This is a genomic window from Bradyrhizobium ontarionense (assembly GCF_021088345.1).
In the GTDB taxonomy this organism is placed as follows: Bacteria; Pseudomonadota; Alphaproteobacteria; order Rhizobiales; family Xanthobacteraceae; genus Bradyrhizobium; species Bradyrhizobium ontarionense.
In genome coordinates, this window is record NZ_CP088156.1 from 4,997,150 (window position 1) to 5,013,354 (window position 16,205).

Genomic DNA, 16,205 nt, shown 5'->3' on the forward strand with positions numbered 1-16,205 from the left:
CAAGGACTCTGCCCATGACCAACCAGCTTCGTCGCGTTCACCGCGCTCTGTTGTCCGTATCCGACAAGACCGGCCTCGTCGAATTCGCCCGCTCGCTGGCCGCACGCGGCGTCGAGTTGATCTCGACCGGCGGCACCGCGAAGGCCATCGCCGATGCCGGCCTCAAGGTGAAGGACGTCTCCGATCTGACCGGCTTTCCGGAGATGATGGACGGCCGCGTCAAGACGCTGCATCCCAAGGTTCATGGCGGCCTGCTCGCGATCCGTGGCAATGACGAGCATGCGGAGGCGATGAAGACCCACGGCATCGCGCCGATCGATCTGCTCGTCGTCAATCTCTATCCGTTCGAGGGGACAGTCGAGAGAGGGGCTGCGTTCAGCGACTGCATCGAGAACATCGACATCGGTGGCCCGGCGATGATCCGTGCGGCGTCGAAGAACCACGAGGACGTCGCTGTTGTCGTCGACATCAACGACTATCACGCCGTGCTGGATGACCTCGCCAAGCATGACGGCAACACAACCTTGCTGCTGCGTCGACGTCTCGCCGCCAAGGCCTATGCGCGCACCGCAGCCTACGACGCCGCGATCTCCAACTGGTTCGCGGCGACGATCCAGAACGACGCGCCCGACTACCGTGCCTTCGGCGGCCGGCTGATCCAGTCGCTGCGCTACGGCGAGAACCCGCATCAGCATGCGGCGTTCTACGCGCTGCCCGGCCGGCGCCCCGGCGTCGCCACCGCGCGCCAGCTGCAGGGCAAGGAGCTGTCCTACAACAACATCAACGACACCGACGCGGCCTATGAGTGCATCGCCGAGTTCGATCCGGCGCGCACCGCAGCCTGCGTCATCGTCAAGCATGCCAACCCGTGCGGCGTCGCCGAAGGACCGGATCTCGCCACCGCCTATCAGAAGGCGCTGGCCTGCGATTCGACCTCGGCGTTCGGCGGCATCATCGCGATGAACCGCAAGCTCGATGCCGCCACCGCGCGCGCGATCACCGGCATCTTCACCGAGGTGATCATCGCGCCCGACGCCACCGAGGAAGCGATCGCGATCATCGCCGGCCGCAAGAATCTGCGGCTGCTGCTGGCCGGCGCGCTGCCCGATCCGCGCGAGGCGGGTCTGACCGCGAAGACCGTCGCCGGCGGGATGCTGGTGCAGAGCCGCGACAATGCCGTGGTCGACGACATGACGCTGAAGGTGGTGACCAAGCGGGCACCGAGCGAGGCCGAGCTGCGCGACCTGCGCTTCGCCTTCCGCGTCGCCAAGCACGTGAAGTCGAACACCATCGTCTACGCCAAGGACTCCGCGACCGTCGGCATCGGCGCGGGGCAGATGAGCCGGGTCGATTCGGCGCGCATCGCCGCGCGCAAGGCGATCGATGCCGCCGAGGCACTCAAGCTCGCCGAGCCGCTCACCAAGGGGTCGGTGGTCGCCTCCGATGCATTCTTCCCGTTCGCCGACGGCATGCTGGCCTGCATCGAGGCCGGCGCCACCGCGGTGATCCAGCCGGGCGGATCGATGCGCGACGACGAGGTCATCAAGGCCGCCGACGAGCACGGCATCGCCATGGTGCTGTCAGGCGTCCGGCATTTCCGGCACTAGACGAATTGCGCCAACAATATCCGTCGTCATTCCGGGGCGGCGCGTAGCGACGAGCCCGGAATCCATAGCCACGATCGTGAGTATGGATTCCGGGCCTGCGCCTTCGGCGCATCCCGGAATGACGACGGAGCAAGTTCTACGCGTTCGGTCAGGCCCGACGATCTGAATTCACCCGCGCCAGTAGCACCAGCCCCGCCGCGAAGAACAGCACCAGCACGGCCATGCCGGCCTTCTGGCTCGCCGTGGCCGCGGTGATGAGGCCGATCAGCAGCGGGCCGATGAAGGACGTCACCTTTCCGGTCAGCGCGAACAGGCCGAAATATTGCGCGACGCGATCCCGCGGCGCCATCCGGATCAGCAGCGACCGCGAGGCGGCCTGCAGCGGCGCGCCGCAGGCGCCGATGACACAGCCGAGCAGGAGATAGGCGCGCTCAGGCATCGAGGCGAACAGCGGCCCGCCGGGCACCGCCGGCGGCACCGGAATGAACAGGATCGAATCCCGGCTCACAAGAAGAATGGCGATGATCGCAAGCAGCAGCAGGGTCATGCTGCCGGCGATGACGCGCTGCGGTCCCAGCACATCGTCGAGCTTGCCGCCGAGCCAGCCGCCCAGCGTGCCGGCGGCCGCCAGGATGATGCCGAACGTGCCGATCTGGATCGTGTTCCAGCCGAAGGTGCCGGCGGCATAGATGCCGCCGAACGCGAACAGCGAGACCAGCCCGTCGGTGTAGATCATGTTGGCAATGAGAAAGAGCGCGATGTCGCGCTGCTGCGGCAGGCCGCGCAGCGTCTGTTTCAATTGACCGACGCCTTCACGCACCGCAGCGCCGAGCCGATGCCGCGCCGGGTAGTCCGGCGTGAACAGAAACATCGGCAGCACGAACAGGATGAACCAGAGCCCGGTGAGCGGACCGGAGATGCGGTCGCCCTCATGCGTCACGGGGTCGAGGCCGAACAGCGGTGCGAGCCCGAACAGCGTGCGGCCGGTGTCGGGATTGGCCGCGAGGAAGCCGAGCACGATGATGAGCGAGAGGATGCCGCCGATATAGCCGGTCGCCCAGCCGGTGCCGGACAGGCGCCCGATGCGCTCGGGCGGCACCAGGGTCGGCATCATCGCATTGTTGAACACGGTCGCGAATTCGACCCCGATGGTCGCGATCACGTAAGCCGCGAGCAGCGGCAGGATCAGCCGGGGTGTATCGGGCCGTCCGATCCACATCAGCGACGCGCCGACACAGCATCGCGCCGAAGGCGGCAATCCACGGCTTGCGCCGCCCCGTCGCATCGGCGATCGCGCCGAGCACGGGCGACAACAGCGCGATGACGATGCCGGCTGCCGCGGTGGCAAAGCCCCACAGCGCCTGGCCGCTGGCCGCATCGGGCGCGACATGGGCGGCGAAATAGGGCGCGAACACGAAGGTCGTGATCAGGGTGAAATAGGGTTGCGCCGCCCAGTCGAAGAAGATCCAGCTGACGACAGCCGCGCGCCCGGGATAGGTTCGGCCGTCGGCTGCGCCGGAGGTTCCGATCGTGGTGACGGCCATTCGAAAGTCCTCTGCGATCACGGCGTCGCGTTTTGCGCCGACGGCGCGGCCCTATAACATCTGACTGTCCCAGGCGAATGTCAGCAACGGCAGAATCTTGATGGTCACGTTCACGATTGATCGACGACGGCTCCTTGCGGCTCTGATGCTGCTGCTGGCCGGCTGCTTGCCGGTGCGGGCGTTTGACGCCCAAGGCATAGACATCCCGCAGCCGCCCAATGTCACTGCGCCAGTGCAACCACCGGCGCATGGCATGGTGGTGGCGCAGGAGAGGATCGCAGCCCTCGTGGGCGAGCGCGTTCTGGCGCTCGGCGGCAACGCGGTCGATGCCGCGGTCGCAACCGGATTTGCGATGGCGGTCACCTATCCCGTGGCCGGCAACATCGGCGGCGGCGGCTTCATGGTCATTCATCTGGCCGCGACCCGCGAGGACGTCGCGATCGACTATCGCGAGACCGGTCCGGCTGCGATGACGCGTGACATCTTCCTCGGCGCCGACGGCAAGCCCGACATTGCCAAGTCGCGCGACTCGGCGCTGTCGATCGGCGTGCCCGGATCCGTCGCGGGCCTGGCGCTCGCCTTGGAGAAATACGGCTCGGGGAAATTCACGCTGGCGCAGCTGATTCACCCGGCGATCGTGCTGGCGCGTGACGGCGTCCCGGTCGCGGATGACGTCGCGGTCACCCTGCCGATGATGGCGCCGCGGCTGACGAAGTGGCCATCGTCGGCCGCGATCTTCATGCGCTCCGACGGCACGGCGCTGAAGGAAGGAGACCGGCTGGTGCAGCGCGACCTCGCGGCAACCCTGACCGCCGTCGCCGAACAGGGACCGCGCGGCTTCTACGAAGGGCCGATCGCCGAGACCCTCGCCAAGGCCATCCAGGACGCCGGTGGTATCATGACGGCGGCCGATCTGAAATCCTATCAGCCGGTGGTGCGCACGCCGGTGCGCGGCACCTATCGCGGCCATGACATCGTCTCGATGCCGCTGCCGTCGTCCGGCGGCACCGTGCTCGTCGAGATGCTGAACATCCTCGAAGGCTTTCCGCTCGCCGAGCTGAAGCAGGGCTCGCCGGCCTCGCTGCATCTCCTGATCGAGGCCATGAAGCGCGCCTATGCCGATCGCGCGCGCTATCTCGGCGATCCCGCCTTCGTCGATGCGCCTGTCAGGGCGATGCTGTCGAAGGACTATGCCGCGCGCCAGCGCGCCGGCATCGATCCCGCGCACGCCACCAGCGCCGGCGATGTCCTCAACATCAAGCCGCTGCGCGAAGGCAGCAACACCACGCATTTCTCGGTGGTCGACAATGACGGCAACGCCGTCAGCAACACCTATACGCTCAACTTCCCCTACGGCGTCGGTCTCGTCGCCGAGGGCACCGGCGTGCTGCTCAACAACGAGCTCGACGATTTCACCGCGGCGCCCGGCGCCTCCAACGCCTTCGGCCTGGTCGGCTTCGAGGCCAATTTGCCCGGCCCGGGCAAGCGGCCGCTGTCGTCGATGTCGCCGACCATCGTGCTGAAGGACGGCAAGCCGGTGCTGGTGACCGGCTCGCCCGGCGGCAGCCGCATCATCTCGACCGTGCTGCAGGTGATCGTCAACGTGCTCGACTACCAGATGGACGTTCGCCAGGCCGTCACCGCGCCGCGCCTGCATCATCAATGGATGCCCGACGAGGTGCGGATCGAGAAAGGCTTTGCCGATGACGTTCTGGCCGGCCTGCGCGCGCGAGGTCACAAGATCGAGGAGCCGATGGGGCGGACGTCCGCCAATTCGATCCTGGTGACGGCAGATGGATTCGTCGGCGCACCGGATCCGCGCAGCAAGGGCGCGACCGCGGCCGGGCGCTGACGGCGTCCGGTTCCCGGGCGAGGCCGGCTGTGGTTGCCCCGGATGACGATTTGCCGCCGCCCGGCGTGCCCGTTCAACCCCTTCCCTCCGTTGGCGCGGTGGCGAAGGCGGGTTAGAACAATGCCAGGGCACAGCGCGGCTGGCCCGCAAGACGGCGTCGGACGTTCTAGTGCATTTGCGAAGATTCGTGGTCGGCTTCCTGGTGTTCGCGGCTCTGCTGGTGGCGGGCTGGCTCACCTATCGGCCCGACCGGGCGCTGCGGACCGCGACAACCACGGTCGCCGAGATGATCTGCGCCAAGACGTTCGTCTCCGGCCTCGATCCGCATACGGTGTTTGCGGAGACCATGGAGCGCCCCGGCCTGCGGCGGTTGCGCGCCATGATGCGCTACCGGGTCGAGCCGGACCTGCGGATCGTGGAGGCCTCGCTGCTCGGCCTGCACGCCAGCCGCGCAGCGTTCCACGACGGGCTCGGCTGCGTATCGCTGCAGGGCCAGAAGCCGCCCTATGTGCCGCGCAGCGACGTCGTCGCGCTGCGCGCGACCGCCCCACCGCCCGCGCTGCCCGACTTCGCCGAAACGGATCCGGTCGAGCCGACTGACCCTGCTCTGAAGGCTGCGCTCGACCACGCCTTCGAGGAACCGCCTGGCCCGCCGTTCCGGCGCACCAAGGCGGTCGTCGTCGTGAAGGACGGCCGCCTGATCGCGGAGCGCTATGCGGCCGATATCGGCGTCGATACGCCCCTGATCGGCTTCTCGATGACGAAGACGGTCACCAATGCCCTGCTCGGCATCCTGACCCGGCAGGGCAAGCTCAGCCCACAGATCCCGGCGCCGGTCGCGGAATGGCGCGACGCGGCGGACCGCCGGCACGACATCACGATCGAGCAGCTGATGCGGATGACCAGCGGGCTCGCGCTGGACGAGACCAATTCGGGCTTCGACCCATCCAGCCAGATGGAGATCCACCGCGACATGGCGGCCTTCGCAGTCCACGCGCCGCTGATCGCGCCGCCTGGCCAGCGCTGGGCCTATTCGAGCGCGAGCACACAGATCCTGGCCCGCATCATCCGCGACACCGCCGGCGGCCCGGAGCAGACCATCGAGCTGGCGTGGCGCGAGCTGTTTCATCCGCTCGGCATGCGCCATGTGACGCTGCAATTCGACGGCACCGGCACCGTGCAGGGCTACGGCGACATGCTGGCGAGCGCGCGCGACTGGGCCAGGCTGGGGTTGCTCTATCTCGGCGACGGCGTCGTCGGAGACAAACGGATCCTGCCCGAAGGCTGGGTGGCGATGTCGGCAACGGCGACGCTGGATACGGATTATGGCGCCGGGCTCTGGACCAACCGGAGCCAGCACGTTCACGCGCAGGGGCGCGCCAGGCAGGGCATCCCGGCGGACGCGTTCTTCGCCTTCGGCCTGCTTGGCCAGCGCCTCGTCGTCCTGCCGAGCCAGCGCATGGTGATCCTCCGGCTCGGCGATTCCATCGATCCGGATGGCGACATCAGAGGCGTCGCACGGCTGGTGCGCGAGGTGATCGCCGCGACCGAATCGCCGCCGGCGACCGCTGCGAAGTAGCTGTCAGCTCGTTATTCGAGCATGATCTTTCCGGAAAACCGGATTCCACTTTTCAGGATCATGCTCTATCGGCCGACCTCGTAGGGTCCGCCCTTCTCCAGCGCGATCTTGTAGGCCGGCCGGGCCTCGATGCGCGCGAGGAAGTCCATCGCACGCGGATGCCCCTGCTCCAGGCCGCCGCGCGCGGCCGCCGCCTGCAGCGGGAAGCTCATCTGGATATCGGCCGCGGTGAACTCGTTGCCGGCGAACCATTCGCTCTTCTGCAGCTCGCTTTCCCAGAACGCCATGTGCTGCTTCAGCTGCGGGTTCACCAGCGTGGTCAGGGCCTGGCTCGAGACCTTGCGGACGAGCGGACGGAGCAGCGCCGGCGCCCGCTTCGGCATGATGTTGAACAGCAGCTTCAACAGCAGCAGCGGCATCGCCGAGCCCTCGGCGTAGTGCAGCCAATAGGAATAGCGCAGCCGTTCCGGCGTCTTCGGCGGCGGGATCAGCCGTCCCTCGCCGTAGGTTTCGACCAGATATTCGACGATGGCGCCGGACTCCGCGACCGTGTTGCCGCCGTCGGTGATGACCGGCGATTTGCCGAGCGGGTGGATGGCGCGCAGCTCCTTCGGCGCGCGCATGTCGGGCTGGCGCTCATAGCGGACGATCTCGTAGGGCACGCCGAGCTCTTCGAGCAGCCAGAGCACGCGTTGCGAGCGGGAATTGTTGAGGTGGTGAACGGTCAGCATGACATCCCCGAAAGGCGGATCGAGTGGCGGGCGCTGTTCCGTAGCAGGACAGGACGAATTCGGCGAGGCGCGGGGAAGCGCCAGGCGGACCCAAAATAATTACCCGGGTAATATTGACATTAATTTCATCCGGGCTTTATTAAGCCGCATCAGATGGGACCACGGACATGGATACCTACACCTACACTGCCTTTGCCGGCCACGCCCGGATCGCCGCCGGGCCGCTGCCCAAGGTCGCGCTGGCGCTGAAACACGGCGCTGCGACCCCAGAGCCGATTGCGATCTTCAGCGACCGCACCGGGCGGCCTGTCGACCTCGATCTGCGCGGCAGCGACAGGGAGATCCTGGCGCGGTTGCCCGAGCCGCCGCGCGAACTGCCGGAGCCAGCGCCGAGCGAGCCGCGCGGTCGGGGCCGGCCCCGGCTCGGCGTGGTCGCGCGCGAGGTCACCTTGCTGCCGCGGCATTGGGAATGGCTCGGCACGCAGCCGGGCGGCGCCTCGGTCGCGCTGCGCAAGCTGGTCGACGAGGCTCGCCGCGCCAGCGGCGACAGGGATCGCGCCCGCGAGGCGCGTGATGCGGCCTACCATTTCATGTCGGCGATGGGCGGCAACCTGCCGCACTTCGAGGAAGCGTCCCGGGCGCTGTTCGCAGACGATCTCCGCCGCTTCGCAAGCCTGCTCGTGGACTGGCCCGTCGACATCCGCGATCATGCGGTCGCGCTCGCCCATCGCCACCGGGCGGACTGACATCCGCCGATCGAGACACACCAATGAGAGCAGCCGTTCACGGCCCGCTCTTGCCTCATTTCCTTCAACGCGACCGCGCCTTGATTCAACGGCGGTCGACTGGATCACGCTCGTGTCGCCACCCGTTCCGCTCCGCAAGCCGTTCCTGGTGTTTCTCGCGCCGATGATGCTGAGCAACATCCTGCAATCGCTGTTCGGCACCATCAACAACGTCTATCTCGGCCAGATGATCGGCGTCGACGCGCTCGCCGCGGTCTCGGTGTTCTTCCCGGCGATGTTCTTCTTCATCGCCTTCGTCATGGGCCTCGGCTCCGGCGCGAGCGTCCTGATCGGCCAAGCCTGGGGTGCGAAGGAGCCCGCAAAGGTCAAGGCCATCGCCGGCACGACGCTGACGGTCATCCTGCTGCTCGGCAGCCTGATTGCGCTGCTCGGCGGGCTGTTCAGCCGCGATCTGCTGACCGCGCTCGCCACACCCGCCAACATCCTCGATGCGGCCGCGGGCTATGCCCGCATCATGATGATCACGATGCCGCTGACCTTCGCCTACATCCTGCTGTCGTCCCAGATGCGCGCCGTCGGCGACACCGTGACGCCGCTCGCCGCGCTCGCCGCATCGACATCGCTCGGGCTGGTGCTGACGCCGCTCTTCATCCGCGGCTGGCTCGGCGCGCCCCGGCTCGGCGTCGCCAGCGCCGCCTGGGCCTCCGCGATCTCGACCCTGATGACGCTGGCATTGCTCCATCTCCACCTGCGCCGGCGCAAGCACCCGCTTGCGTTCGATGCCGCGTTCCTGCGCGGCATGCGACCCGATCCGAAGCTGCTGCGCATCGTGCTGCGGCTCGGCATTCCCGCCGCGATCGGCATGATCGTGATGTCGCTGGCCGAGATGGTGCTGATCGGGCTCGTCAACGGCTTCGGCTCCGACGCGACGGCGGCCTATGGCGCGGTCAACCAGGTGCTGAGCTATGTGCAGTTTCCGGCGCTGTCGATCGCGATCTCGGTCTCGATCTTCGGCGCGCAGGCGATCGGCCGCGGCCATGCCGATCAGATCGGCCGCATCGTGCGCACCGGAATCGAGATGAACGTGGTGCTGACCGGCAGCCTGGTCGCGATCGGCTATCTGTTCTCGCGCACGCTGATGGGCTTCTTCATCACCGACCCCGCCGTGATCGAGGTCGCGCAACGCTCGCTGCACATCGTGCTGTGGAGCTCGATCATGTTCGGCATGTCGACCACGTTCTCGGCGGCGATGCGCGCCGGCGGCACGGTATGGATGCCGCTGGCGATCTCGGCCTTTTGCATCGTCGTGATCGAGGTGCCCGCCGCCACCTGGCTCAGCCGCAGCATCGGGCTCGACGGCGTCTGGCTCGCCTATCCCATCACCTTCACCGCGATGATGCTGCTGCAGATGAGCTTCTACCTTCTGGTTTGGCGCAAGCGCACGGTGCGCAGGATGGTCTGAAGACACGGACCAGTATCCCGCGCGCCGCAATATGACGATCATCATAAAACCCTGGACGCCGGCGGCGCGCTGGATCACAATAAAGCAAAATCGTGAGGAGACCGCCCGTGAGCCGACCTGCGCCAGAGTTCCTGTTCGACTTCGGCAGCCCCAACGCCTATCTCAGCCACGAGGCGATCCCCGCGATCGAGCAGCGCATCGGCGTTGCGTTCGACTATGTTCCGGTGCTGCTCGGCGGCATCTTCAAGGCCACCAACAACAAGTCTCCGGCCGAATCGCTCGCCGGGATCAGGAACAAACCTCAGTTCCATGAGGTCGAGACCCGGCGCTTCCTCAAGCGCTACAACGTGCAGCCCTTGGTCTGGAACCCACATTTCCCCGTCAACACGCTGAACCTGATGCGGGCGGCGATCGCTGCACAGCTCGAAGGCGTGTTCAAAGCCTATGTCGACGCGGCGTTCCACCACATGTGGCGCGAGCCGAAGAAGATGGACGATCCCGAAATCGCGATCGCTGCGATCAATTCGTCCGGCCTCGACGGCGCAAAACTGTTCGCCCGGGCGCAGGAGCCCGAGGTCAAGGCGAAGCTCGTCGAGAACACGCAACGTGCCGTCGAGCGCGGCGCGTTCGGCTCGCCGACCTTCTTCGTCGGCAGCGAGATGTTCTTCGGCAAGGAGCAGCTGCGCGACGTCGAGGAAATGATCCTCGGAACGTGATGGCGTCATTGCGAGCGAAGCGATCCAGGGCCACAAAGGAAGACTGGATTGCTTCGTCGCGTTCGCTCCTCGCAATGACGCGGAGAGAAAACGGAGTCCCCCAATGCAGCCACGCAACGCCACCGTCGCCGTGATCGGTGCCGGCGACTATATCGGCGCCGAGATCGTCAAGAAATTCGCGAGCGAAGGCTTCACGGTGTTCGCCGGTCGCCGCAATGGCGACAAGCTCGCCCCGCTGGTGGCGGAGGTCGAGGCCGCGGGCGGCCGGATCGTCGCGCGGTCGCTTGACGCGCGCAAGGAGGACGAGACCACGGCCTTCCTCAACGACGCCGACAAGCACGCCCCCCTCGAGGTCGTGATCTTTAATGTCGGTGCCAACGTCAATTTCCCCATCCTCGAGACCACAGACCGCGTGTTCCGCAAGGTCTGGGAGATGGCCTGCTGGGCCGGCTTCGTCACCGGGCGCGAGGCCGCCCGGCTGATGCTGCCGCGTGGCGGCGGGAAGATCTTCTTCACCGGCGCGACCGCCTCGCTGCGCGGCGGCTCGGGCTTTGCGGCCTTCGCCTCCGCCAAGTTCGGCCTGCGCGCGGTGGCGCAGGCGATGGCGCGCGAGCTGATGCCGCAGAACATCCATGTCGCCCACCTCATCATCGATTCCGGCGTCGACACCGCCTGGGTGCGCGAGCGTCGCGCCCAGCTCTGGGGCAAGGAGGCGCTGGACAATCCCGACCTGCTGATGCCGCCGGCCTCGGTCGCCGGCGCCTATTGGCAGCTCTACGAGCAGCCCAAGACCGCCTGGACGTTCGAGATGGAGATCCGCCCGTTCGGCGAGAAATGGTGAGTGGCGAATAGGGAGCAGGCGTAGCGGGTAGCGAATGGTGGCCATCCCAATTCGCTACTCGCCATTCGCCATTCGCTTCTGCATGATGCAGCCTCACTTTCGGAGAGACTCCCATGCGCATTCTCGTCGTCGGCGCCGGCGCCATCGGCGGCTATTTCGGTGGCCGGCTGCTGCAGTCCGGCGCTGATGTCACCTTCCTGGTCAGGCCGCGGCGCGCGGCCGAGTTGGCCAGTGCCGGCCTCGTGATCCGCAGCCCCGCTGGCGACGTTACGCTCGCCCATCCGCCGACCGTGCAGGCCGACAGCCTGAAGCAGCACTTCGACGTCGTGCTGCTGAGCTGCAAGGCCTACGACCTCGACGATGCCATCAGCTCGTTCGCGCCGGCCGTGGGTCCGAACACCGCGATCATCCCGCTGCTCAACGGCATGAAGCACCTCGACGTGCTCGAAGCCAGGTTCGGTCGCGAGCGCGTGCTCGGCGGGCTCTGCGCCATCGCGGCAACCCTGAACGAGAAGCGCGAGGTGGTGCAGCTGCAGCCGATGCAGTCGCTTGGCTTCGGCGAGCGCGACGGCGGATCGTCCGAGCGCGTCCGCGCGATCTTCGAGATTTTCCAGCGCGGGAATTTCAATGCGTCGGCCAGCGAGCACGTCATGCAGGACATGTGGGAGAAGTGGGTGTTCCTGGCCTCGCTCGCTGCATCGACCACGCTGATGCGCGCACCGGTCGGCGTGATTCTGACCGCGCCCGGCGGCAAGGACTTTCTGCTCGGCATGCTCGACGAATGCAGCGCCACCGCCGCGGCCGCCGGCTACGCCCCAGCCGGCGCCTTCTTCCAGCGCGTCTCCGGGATGATCACCGCAGAGGGATCGCCGATGACCGCGTCGATGTTCCGCGACCTCCGCGCCGGTCTTCCGGTCGAGGCCGATCATGTCATCGGCGATCTCGTCGCGCGCGCCGATGCCGCCAAGGTGCCGGTGCCGCGGCTGCGCATCGCCTATACGCAGCTCAAGGTCTACGAGGCGCAGCGGGGCAAGTAGCTGTCATCCTCCGCGTCGCCCTGGAACTGGCCGAGCCGACACCTCGGTCAGTCAAGATGCCGCCGCACACGCCGCTGTCGTCCCGGCCTTGAGCCGGGACCCACTCAGCTCAGCGGCCATGATGATGCGGGCCACTGTCAGCAACGTCCCTCGATAGCTTCCGCGGTATGGGTCCCGGATCGGCGCCCACCGACGCTTTGCGTCGGCAGGCTTGTCCGGGACGACAGCGCGTGCTGGGCTGCGGTGTGAACTACAAATGCGCCAGGTAGTGCGCGAGCGCGGTGATCTCCTCGGCACTCAACGGATAGGCAACATCCGTCATGGCCGCCTGGCTGCCGCCGACGCGCTGGCCACTCTTGTAGTCGTGCAGCGCCTTGACGAGATATTCCTCGCGCTGTCCGGCGAGCCGCGCCACGCCCTTGGTGCCAGCATAGCTGTCGAGATGGCATGAAGCGCAGCGGCGACCGGCAGCCGCCTGGGCACCTTTCGCCGAAAGGTCCGGATTGTCGTCAGGCGGGGACTGGGCCGGCTTCAGCGAGGCAAAATAGGCGCCGAGATTGCGGATATCCTCGTTGTTCAATTGCTCGATGATCGGCTTCATCGCCTCGTTCTTGCGCGTGCCGGCCCGGAAGAACACGAGCTGCCATTGGATGAACTGATCCTGCTGGCCGGCAAGCGAGGGAATGTTCTCGGTCTGCGAGATGCCGTTGTCGCCGTGACATCCGATGCAGAGCTCCGCCTTCGCCTTGCCGGCGGCGACATCGGCACCGTGGGCCGGCAGCGCCGGAAGCACGAGCGTCAGCACGGCCGCCACGGCATGGCGCATTCTATGATTCCCTGGATTCATCGCGGGGGTTCGAGCTCCCATCAATTGATTATCGCGCGGGCTGCGCCCGACATCGGCGAGCACGTTGCGGCACGCCGCCTTTTCGTCAACGCAAAGCCCTGAAAAGAGTTGGGGCTGCGGCCGCCCTCAGGCAGCGCGCAGCCCCGCTTTCTCAATCGTTCACTTCTTCTCGTAGCTGATGCGATAGATCGCACCGGCCCAATCGTCCGCCACCAGGATCGAGCCGTCCTTGGCCATCACGATATCGTCGGGACGGCCGAGATAGCCCTGGTCGCCTTCGATGAAGCCGGAGGCGAACACCTCCTGCTTGGCGTCCTTGCCGTCGGGACCGACGATCACGCGCATGATCCGGGCGCCCTGGTACTTGTGCCGGTTCCAGGAGCCGTGCTCGGCGATCAGGATGTTGTTCTTATACTCCGCCGGGAACTGGTCGCCGGTGTAGAACTTCATCCCGAGCGGCGCGACGTGCGCCCCGAGATTCAGCACCGGAGGCGTGAACTCCGAGCACTTGTGGCCCATCGCGAATTTCGGATCCGGCAGGTCACCCTGATGGCAATAGGGATAGCCGAAATGCTCGCCGATCTTCGAGATCATGTTGAGCTTGTCGCTCGGCAGGTCGTCGCTGACCCAGTCGCGCGCATTTTCCGTGAACCAGTATTTGCCGGTGCGCGGATCGACGTCGCCGCCGACGCTGTTGCGCACGCCGAGCGCATAGACCTCGGCATTGCCGGTGCGCGGATCGACACGGCGGATCTGCGACACGGATGTCGGCGGGATGCCGATGTTGAAGGGCGGCCCGAACGGAAGATAGAACCAGCCGTCCTTGTCGACGGCGATGTATTTCCAGCCATGCGCGGCGTAGGACGGCATGTCGTCATAGACGACCTTGCCCTGGCCGAGATTGTCGACATTGGCCTCGGCGTTCTCGTACTTGATCAGCTTGTCGACTGCGATCACGTAGAGATTGCCGTCCTGGAAGGCGAGACCGGTCGGCATGTTGAGGCCCTTCAGGACTGTCTTGACCTCGCGCTTGCCACTCTTGTCGCTGATCGCATAGACGTTGCCGAGACCGAACGAGCCCACGAACAGCGTGCCCTTGTCACCCCAGGCCATCTGCCGTGCAGCGAGCACGCCCGAGGCCCATACCTCCATCTTGAAGCCGTCCGGCAGCTTCACCTTCTTGACGATATCGGCGAGCTCGGCGTCCGACGCGCCGGTCGGCGGACCGGATGGCGGCGCCAGTCCCTTCTGGGCCTCGGTCTCATCACCAAGGAACCAGTCGTCCGGCGGATGGGTCCAGAATTCCTTGGTGCCGGATTCGTATTTCTTCAAACCCTTGCCCTGGTCGGGCTGCTGCTGCGCGCCGGCCAAGCTGGTGCCGGCGAGAAGACCGATCGTTGCAAGCGCAAGAATGCTTTGGTGAAAAGCCGATGTCATCGCTTCACTCCCATGAGGCAGCTCGTTTGGCTGCGTCTATTTCTTCAGAACGTATTTGAAGACGTCCTTTGGCCGGCCACCTCAAGTGGTCCTGCTCGAAAATGGTAGCACATCCTGAGCGGCTGAGAAGCGGATTGCAGTCAAGTTTGCGCTAAGCTCGCGACGCACCGCGCCACTCATCTCATGCCGCGCGATCATGCACGCTCTCGCAGCGCATGACGGCTGCCGCGCGACACTGCCGTGCGGCCATGCGCTGTATTCATATGCACCGATCGATGGGGCGATTGGCGCGCGCATGAACAGCCGATAGGATCGGTACAAATTGCCCGGAGAGCTGCGACACGTTCACCGTGCGGCAATGAGTTCGTCTCGAAACAGGATCGTTGATGTCCGACCACTTCGTTCTGCCAACGCCGCAGGCCGGCGCCGGCGTTCTCGAACTGTTGCGGCAGTTCCCAGCCGACCCGGCGGCGGCGGCCAGTTACAGCGCGGAATGCCTGAAAAAGACGCAGGCGATCGAACCGCAGCTGAAGGCGTTCGAATATCTGCCAAGGGATGTCACGGCAAAGACCGGTCCGCTGGGCGGAATTCCAGTTGCCATCAAGGACATCATCGCGACGTCGGACATGCCGACCACCAACGGCTCCGCGATCTATCGTGATCATGTGCCGGCGTCCGACGCCTGGGTGGTCGAGCGGCTGCGCAATCTCGGCGCCACGATCTTCGGCAAGACGGTCTCGACCGAGTTCGCCTGGCGGCATCCCGGACCAACCGTCAATCCCTGGAACCCGGCACACACACCGGGCGGCTCATCGTCCGGCTCGGCCGCAGCCGTTGCGGCCGGGCTCGTGCCGCTGGCGCTTGGCACGCAGACGCTCGGCTCCGTGATCCGCCCCGCCGCCTTCAACGGCGTGGTCGGCTTCAAGCCGAGCTTTGGCGCGATCCCCCGCGTCGGCGTGCATCCGCTCAGCCCGTCACTCGATCACGTCGGATTCTTTGCGCGCCGCGTTGACGACGCAGCCTTCGCGCTCTCTCTGCTCGCCGGCACCAGCGAGGGCGACATGCACGGCCGACCGCTGCCGGGCTTTGTGGTCGACATCAATCAGGGAATTGCACCTCTCGCCAGGCCGCGACTCGCGGTCGCGCGCTTTGCCAAGTGGGAGCGCGCCGAGGCCGAGCAGAAGGCGGTGTTCGAGGCGGCCGTCGACAAGCTTCGCGGCGCCGGTGCGGTGATCGAGGACATCGCGCTGACCGAGCTCGACGCCGTCCATTGGGACGCGATCACGACGATCATGCTGAGCGAGGCGACAACCATCTTCTCCGGCCTGATCGCGCGTTATCCCGACCGCGTCAGCGATGTGATGAAAAGCCATGTCGAAAGTGGGCGGGCCAAGACGGCGATGGAGTATCTGGCTGCCAAGGCGGCACAGGCTGCGCGACAGAAGGCGCTTGCCGCTGAGCTCGACGGGTTCGATGCGGTGCTCACCTTGCCGGCTTTCGGCGAAGCGCCGCGCGGCCTCGATTGGACCGGGGACGCCGAATATTGCGCGCCGTGGACCTTCGTCGGGGCACCGGCAGTCTCCCTGCCTGCAGGGTTTGGACGGAACGGACTTCCGCTCGGCCTCCAGATCACCGGTCGCACCCGCGACGACGTCCACATCCTTCGCGTGGCAAAATGGGTGGAGGCGGTGCTGGCCTTCGATCCCGGCGTCCCGCTCCTGGCAAGCCGGTAACACTTGAAAGACTTGAAGAGCGGACCCTGCCTTGCGCCGCAACGGCCATCTGCGACAAAGCCCAGTGGCGGCT

12 protein-coding genes and 1 pseudogene are annotated in these 16,205 nt (G+C 66.4%); 9 read left to right on the forward strand and 4 right to left on the reverse strand.

Annotated features, from left to right (window positions below; genetic code table 11):
- The first annotated feature begins 14 nt into the window (after window positions 1–14).
- Window positions 15–1,607 (forward strand): bifunctional phosphoribosylaminoimidazolecarboxamide formyltransferase/IMP cyclohydrolase, encoded by a 1,593-nt coding sequence (gene purH, locus LQG66_RS22040; protein WP_231317780.1) that lies wholly within the window; start codon window positions 15–17, stop codon window positions 1,605–1,607.
- A gap of 148 nt (window positions 1,608–1,755) precedes the next feature.
- Here purH and LQG66_RS22045 read toward each other — a convergent pair.
- Window positions 1,756–3,151 (reverse strand): annotated as a pseudogene (locus LQG66_RS22045) (MFS transporter).
- Window positions 3,152–3,251: 100 nt separating this feature from the next.
- Here LQG66_RS22045 and ggt point away from each other — a divergent pair.
- Both ggt and LQG66_RS22055 read left to right on the forward strand, forming a co-directional pair.
- Window positions 3,252–5,003 carry a gamma-glutamyltransferase gene (gene ggt / locus LQG66_RS22050; RefSeq protein ID WP_425601234.1) on the forward strand — a complete coding sequence of 584 codons (1,752 nt, stop codon included), beginning with the start codon at window positions 3,252–3,254 and terminating at the stop codon, window positions 5,001–5,003.
- A 169-nt stretch (window positions 5,004–5,172) separates the two neighbouring features.
- Window positions 5,173–6,582 (forward strand): serine hydrolase domain-containing protein, encoded by a 1,410-nt coding sequence (locus LQG66_RS22055; RefSeq protein WP_231317781.1) that lies wholly within the window; start codon window positions 5,173–5,175, stop codon window positions 6,580–6,582.
- A 65-nt stretch (window positions 6,583–6,647) separates the two neighbouring features.
- Here LQG66_RS22055 and LQG66_RS22060 read toward each other — a convergent pair whose 3' ends face one another.
- Window positions 6,648–7,313, reverse strand: coding sequence for a glutathione S-transferase family protein (locus LQG66_RS22060; protein ID WP_231317782.1), 666 nt, complete (start codon window positions 7,311–7,313; stop codon window positions 6,648–6,650).
- 167 nt (window positions 7,314–7,480) lie between these two features.
- On the opposite strand from LQG66_RS22060, the gene LQG66_RS22065 reads away from it, so the two are divergent.
- The 5 genes from LQG66_RS22065 (at window position 7,481) to panE (ending at window position 12,115) form a co-directional block, all read left to right on the forward strand.
- Window positions 7,481–8,059 carry a DUF2239 family protein gene (locus tag LQG66_RS22065; RefSeq protein ID WP_231317783.1) on the forward strand — a complete coding sequence of 193 codons (579 nt, stop codon included), beginning with the start codon at window positions 7,481–7,483 and terminating at the stop codon, window positions 8,057–8,059.
- A 163-nt stretch (window positions 8,060–8,222) separates the two neighbouring features.
- Complete coding sequence (locus tag LQG66_RS22070; RefSeq protein WP_425601351.1) at window positions 8,223–9,521, forward strand: MATE family efflux transporter; 1,299 nt, start codon at window positions 8,223–8,225, stop codon at window positions 9,519–9,521.
- Window positions 9,522–9,628: 107 nt separating this feature from the next.
- Complete coding sequence (locus LQG66_RS22075) at window positions 9,629–10,237, forward strand: 2-hydroxychromene-2-carboxylate isomerase (RefSeq protein ID WP_231317785.1); 609 nt, start codon at window positions 9,629–9,631, stop codon at window positions 10,235–10,237.
- A 103-nt stretch (window positions 10,238–10,340) separates the two neighbouring features.
- Window positions 10,341–11,078, forward strand: a complete 738-nt coding sequence (locus tag LQG66_RS22080) for an SDR family oxidoreductase (protein ID WP_231317786.1) — start codon at window positions 10,341–10,343, stop codon at window positions 11,076–11,078.
- Window positions 11,079–11,191: 113 nt separating this feature from the next.
- Complete coding sequence (gene panE, locus LQG66_RS22085; RefSeq protein WP_231317787.1) at window positions 11,192–12,115, forward strand: 2-dehydropantoate 2-reductase; 924 nt, start codon at window positions 11,192–11,194, stop codon at window positions 12,113–12,115.
- Between the two features lie 250 nt (window positions 12,116–12,365).
- Here the strand turns inward: panE and LQG66_RS22090 are convergent, their stop codons facing one another.
- Both LQG66_RS22090 and LQG66_RS22095 read right to left on the reverse strand, forming a co-directional pair.
- Window positions 12,366–12,941: a c-type cytochrome gene (locus tag LQG66_RS22090; RefSeq protein ID WP_231317788.1), complete on the reverse strand. Its 576-nt coding sequence runs from the start codon at window positions 12,939–12,941 to the stop codon at window positions 12,366–12,368.
- 180 nt (window positions 12,942–13,121) lie between these two features.
- A complete protein-coding gene (locus tag LQG66_RS22095; RefSeq protein ID WP_231317789.1) occupies window positions 13,122–14,399 on the reverse strand; it encodes a PQQ-dependent sugar dehydrogenase in 1,278 nt (425 codons plus the stop codon).
- Between the two features lie 386 nt (window positions 14,400–14,785).
- Between LQG66_RS22095 and LQG66_RS22100 the strand changes: the two genes are divergently transcribed.
- Window positions 14,786–16,132 carry an amidase gene (locus LQG66_RS22100; RefSeq protein ID WP_231317790.1) on the forward strand — a complete coding sequence of 449 codons (1,347 nt, stop codon included), beginning with the start codon at window positions 14,786–14,788 and terminating at the stop codon, window positions 16,130–16,132.
- The last annotated feature ends 73 nt before the right edge of the window (window positions 16,133–16,205 follow it).

Bases quoted from the DNA above. Each gene is read 5' to 3' on its own strand.
- LQG66_RS22090 (WP_231317788.1), bottom strand. From the start codon at position 12,941: ATGCGCCATGCCGTGGCGGCCGTGCTGACGCTCGTGCTTCCGGCGCTG.
- LQG66_RS22060 (WP_231317782.1), bottom strand. From the start codon at position 7,313: ATGCTGACCGTTCACCACCTCAACAATTCCCGCTCGCAACGCGTGCTC.
- purH (WP_231317780.1), top strand. From the start codon at position 15: ATGACCAACCAGCTTCGTCGCGTTCACCGCGCTCTGTTGTCCGTATCC.
- panE (WP_231317787.1), top strand. From the start codon at position 11,192: ATGCGCATTCTCGTCGTCGGCGCCGGCGCCATCGGCGGCTATTTCGGT.
- LQG66_RS22100 (WP_231317790.1), top strand. From the start codon at position 14,786: ATGTCCGACCACTTCGTTCTGCCAACGCCGCAGGCCGGCGCCGGCGTT.
- LQG66_RS22065 (WP_231317783.1), top strand. From the start codon at position 7,481: ATGGATACCTACACCTACACTGCCTTTGCCGGCCACGCCCGGATCGCC.
- LQG66_RS22070 (WP_425601351.1), top strand. From the start codon at position 8,223: ATGATGCTGAGCAACATCCTGCAATCGCTGTTCGGCACCATCAACAAC.
- LQG66_RS22080 (WP_231317786.1), top strand. From the start codon at position 10,341: ATGCAGCCACGCAACGCCACCGTCGCCGTGATCGGTGCCGGCGACTAT.
- ggt (WP_425601234.1), top strand. From the start codon at position 3,252: ATGGTCACGTTCACGATTGATCGACGACGGCTCCTTGCGGCTCTGATG.
- LQG66_RS22095 (WP_231317789.1), bottom strand. From the start codon at position 14,399: ATGACATCGGCTTTTCACCAAAGCATTCTTGCGCTTGCAACGATCGGT.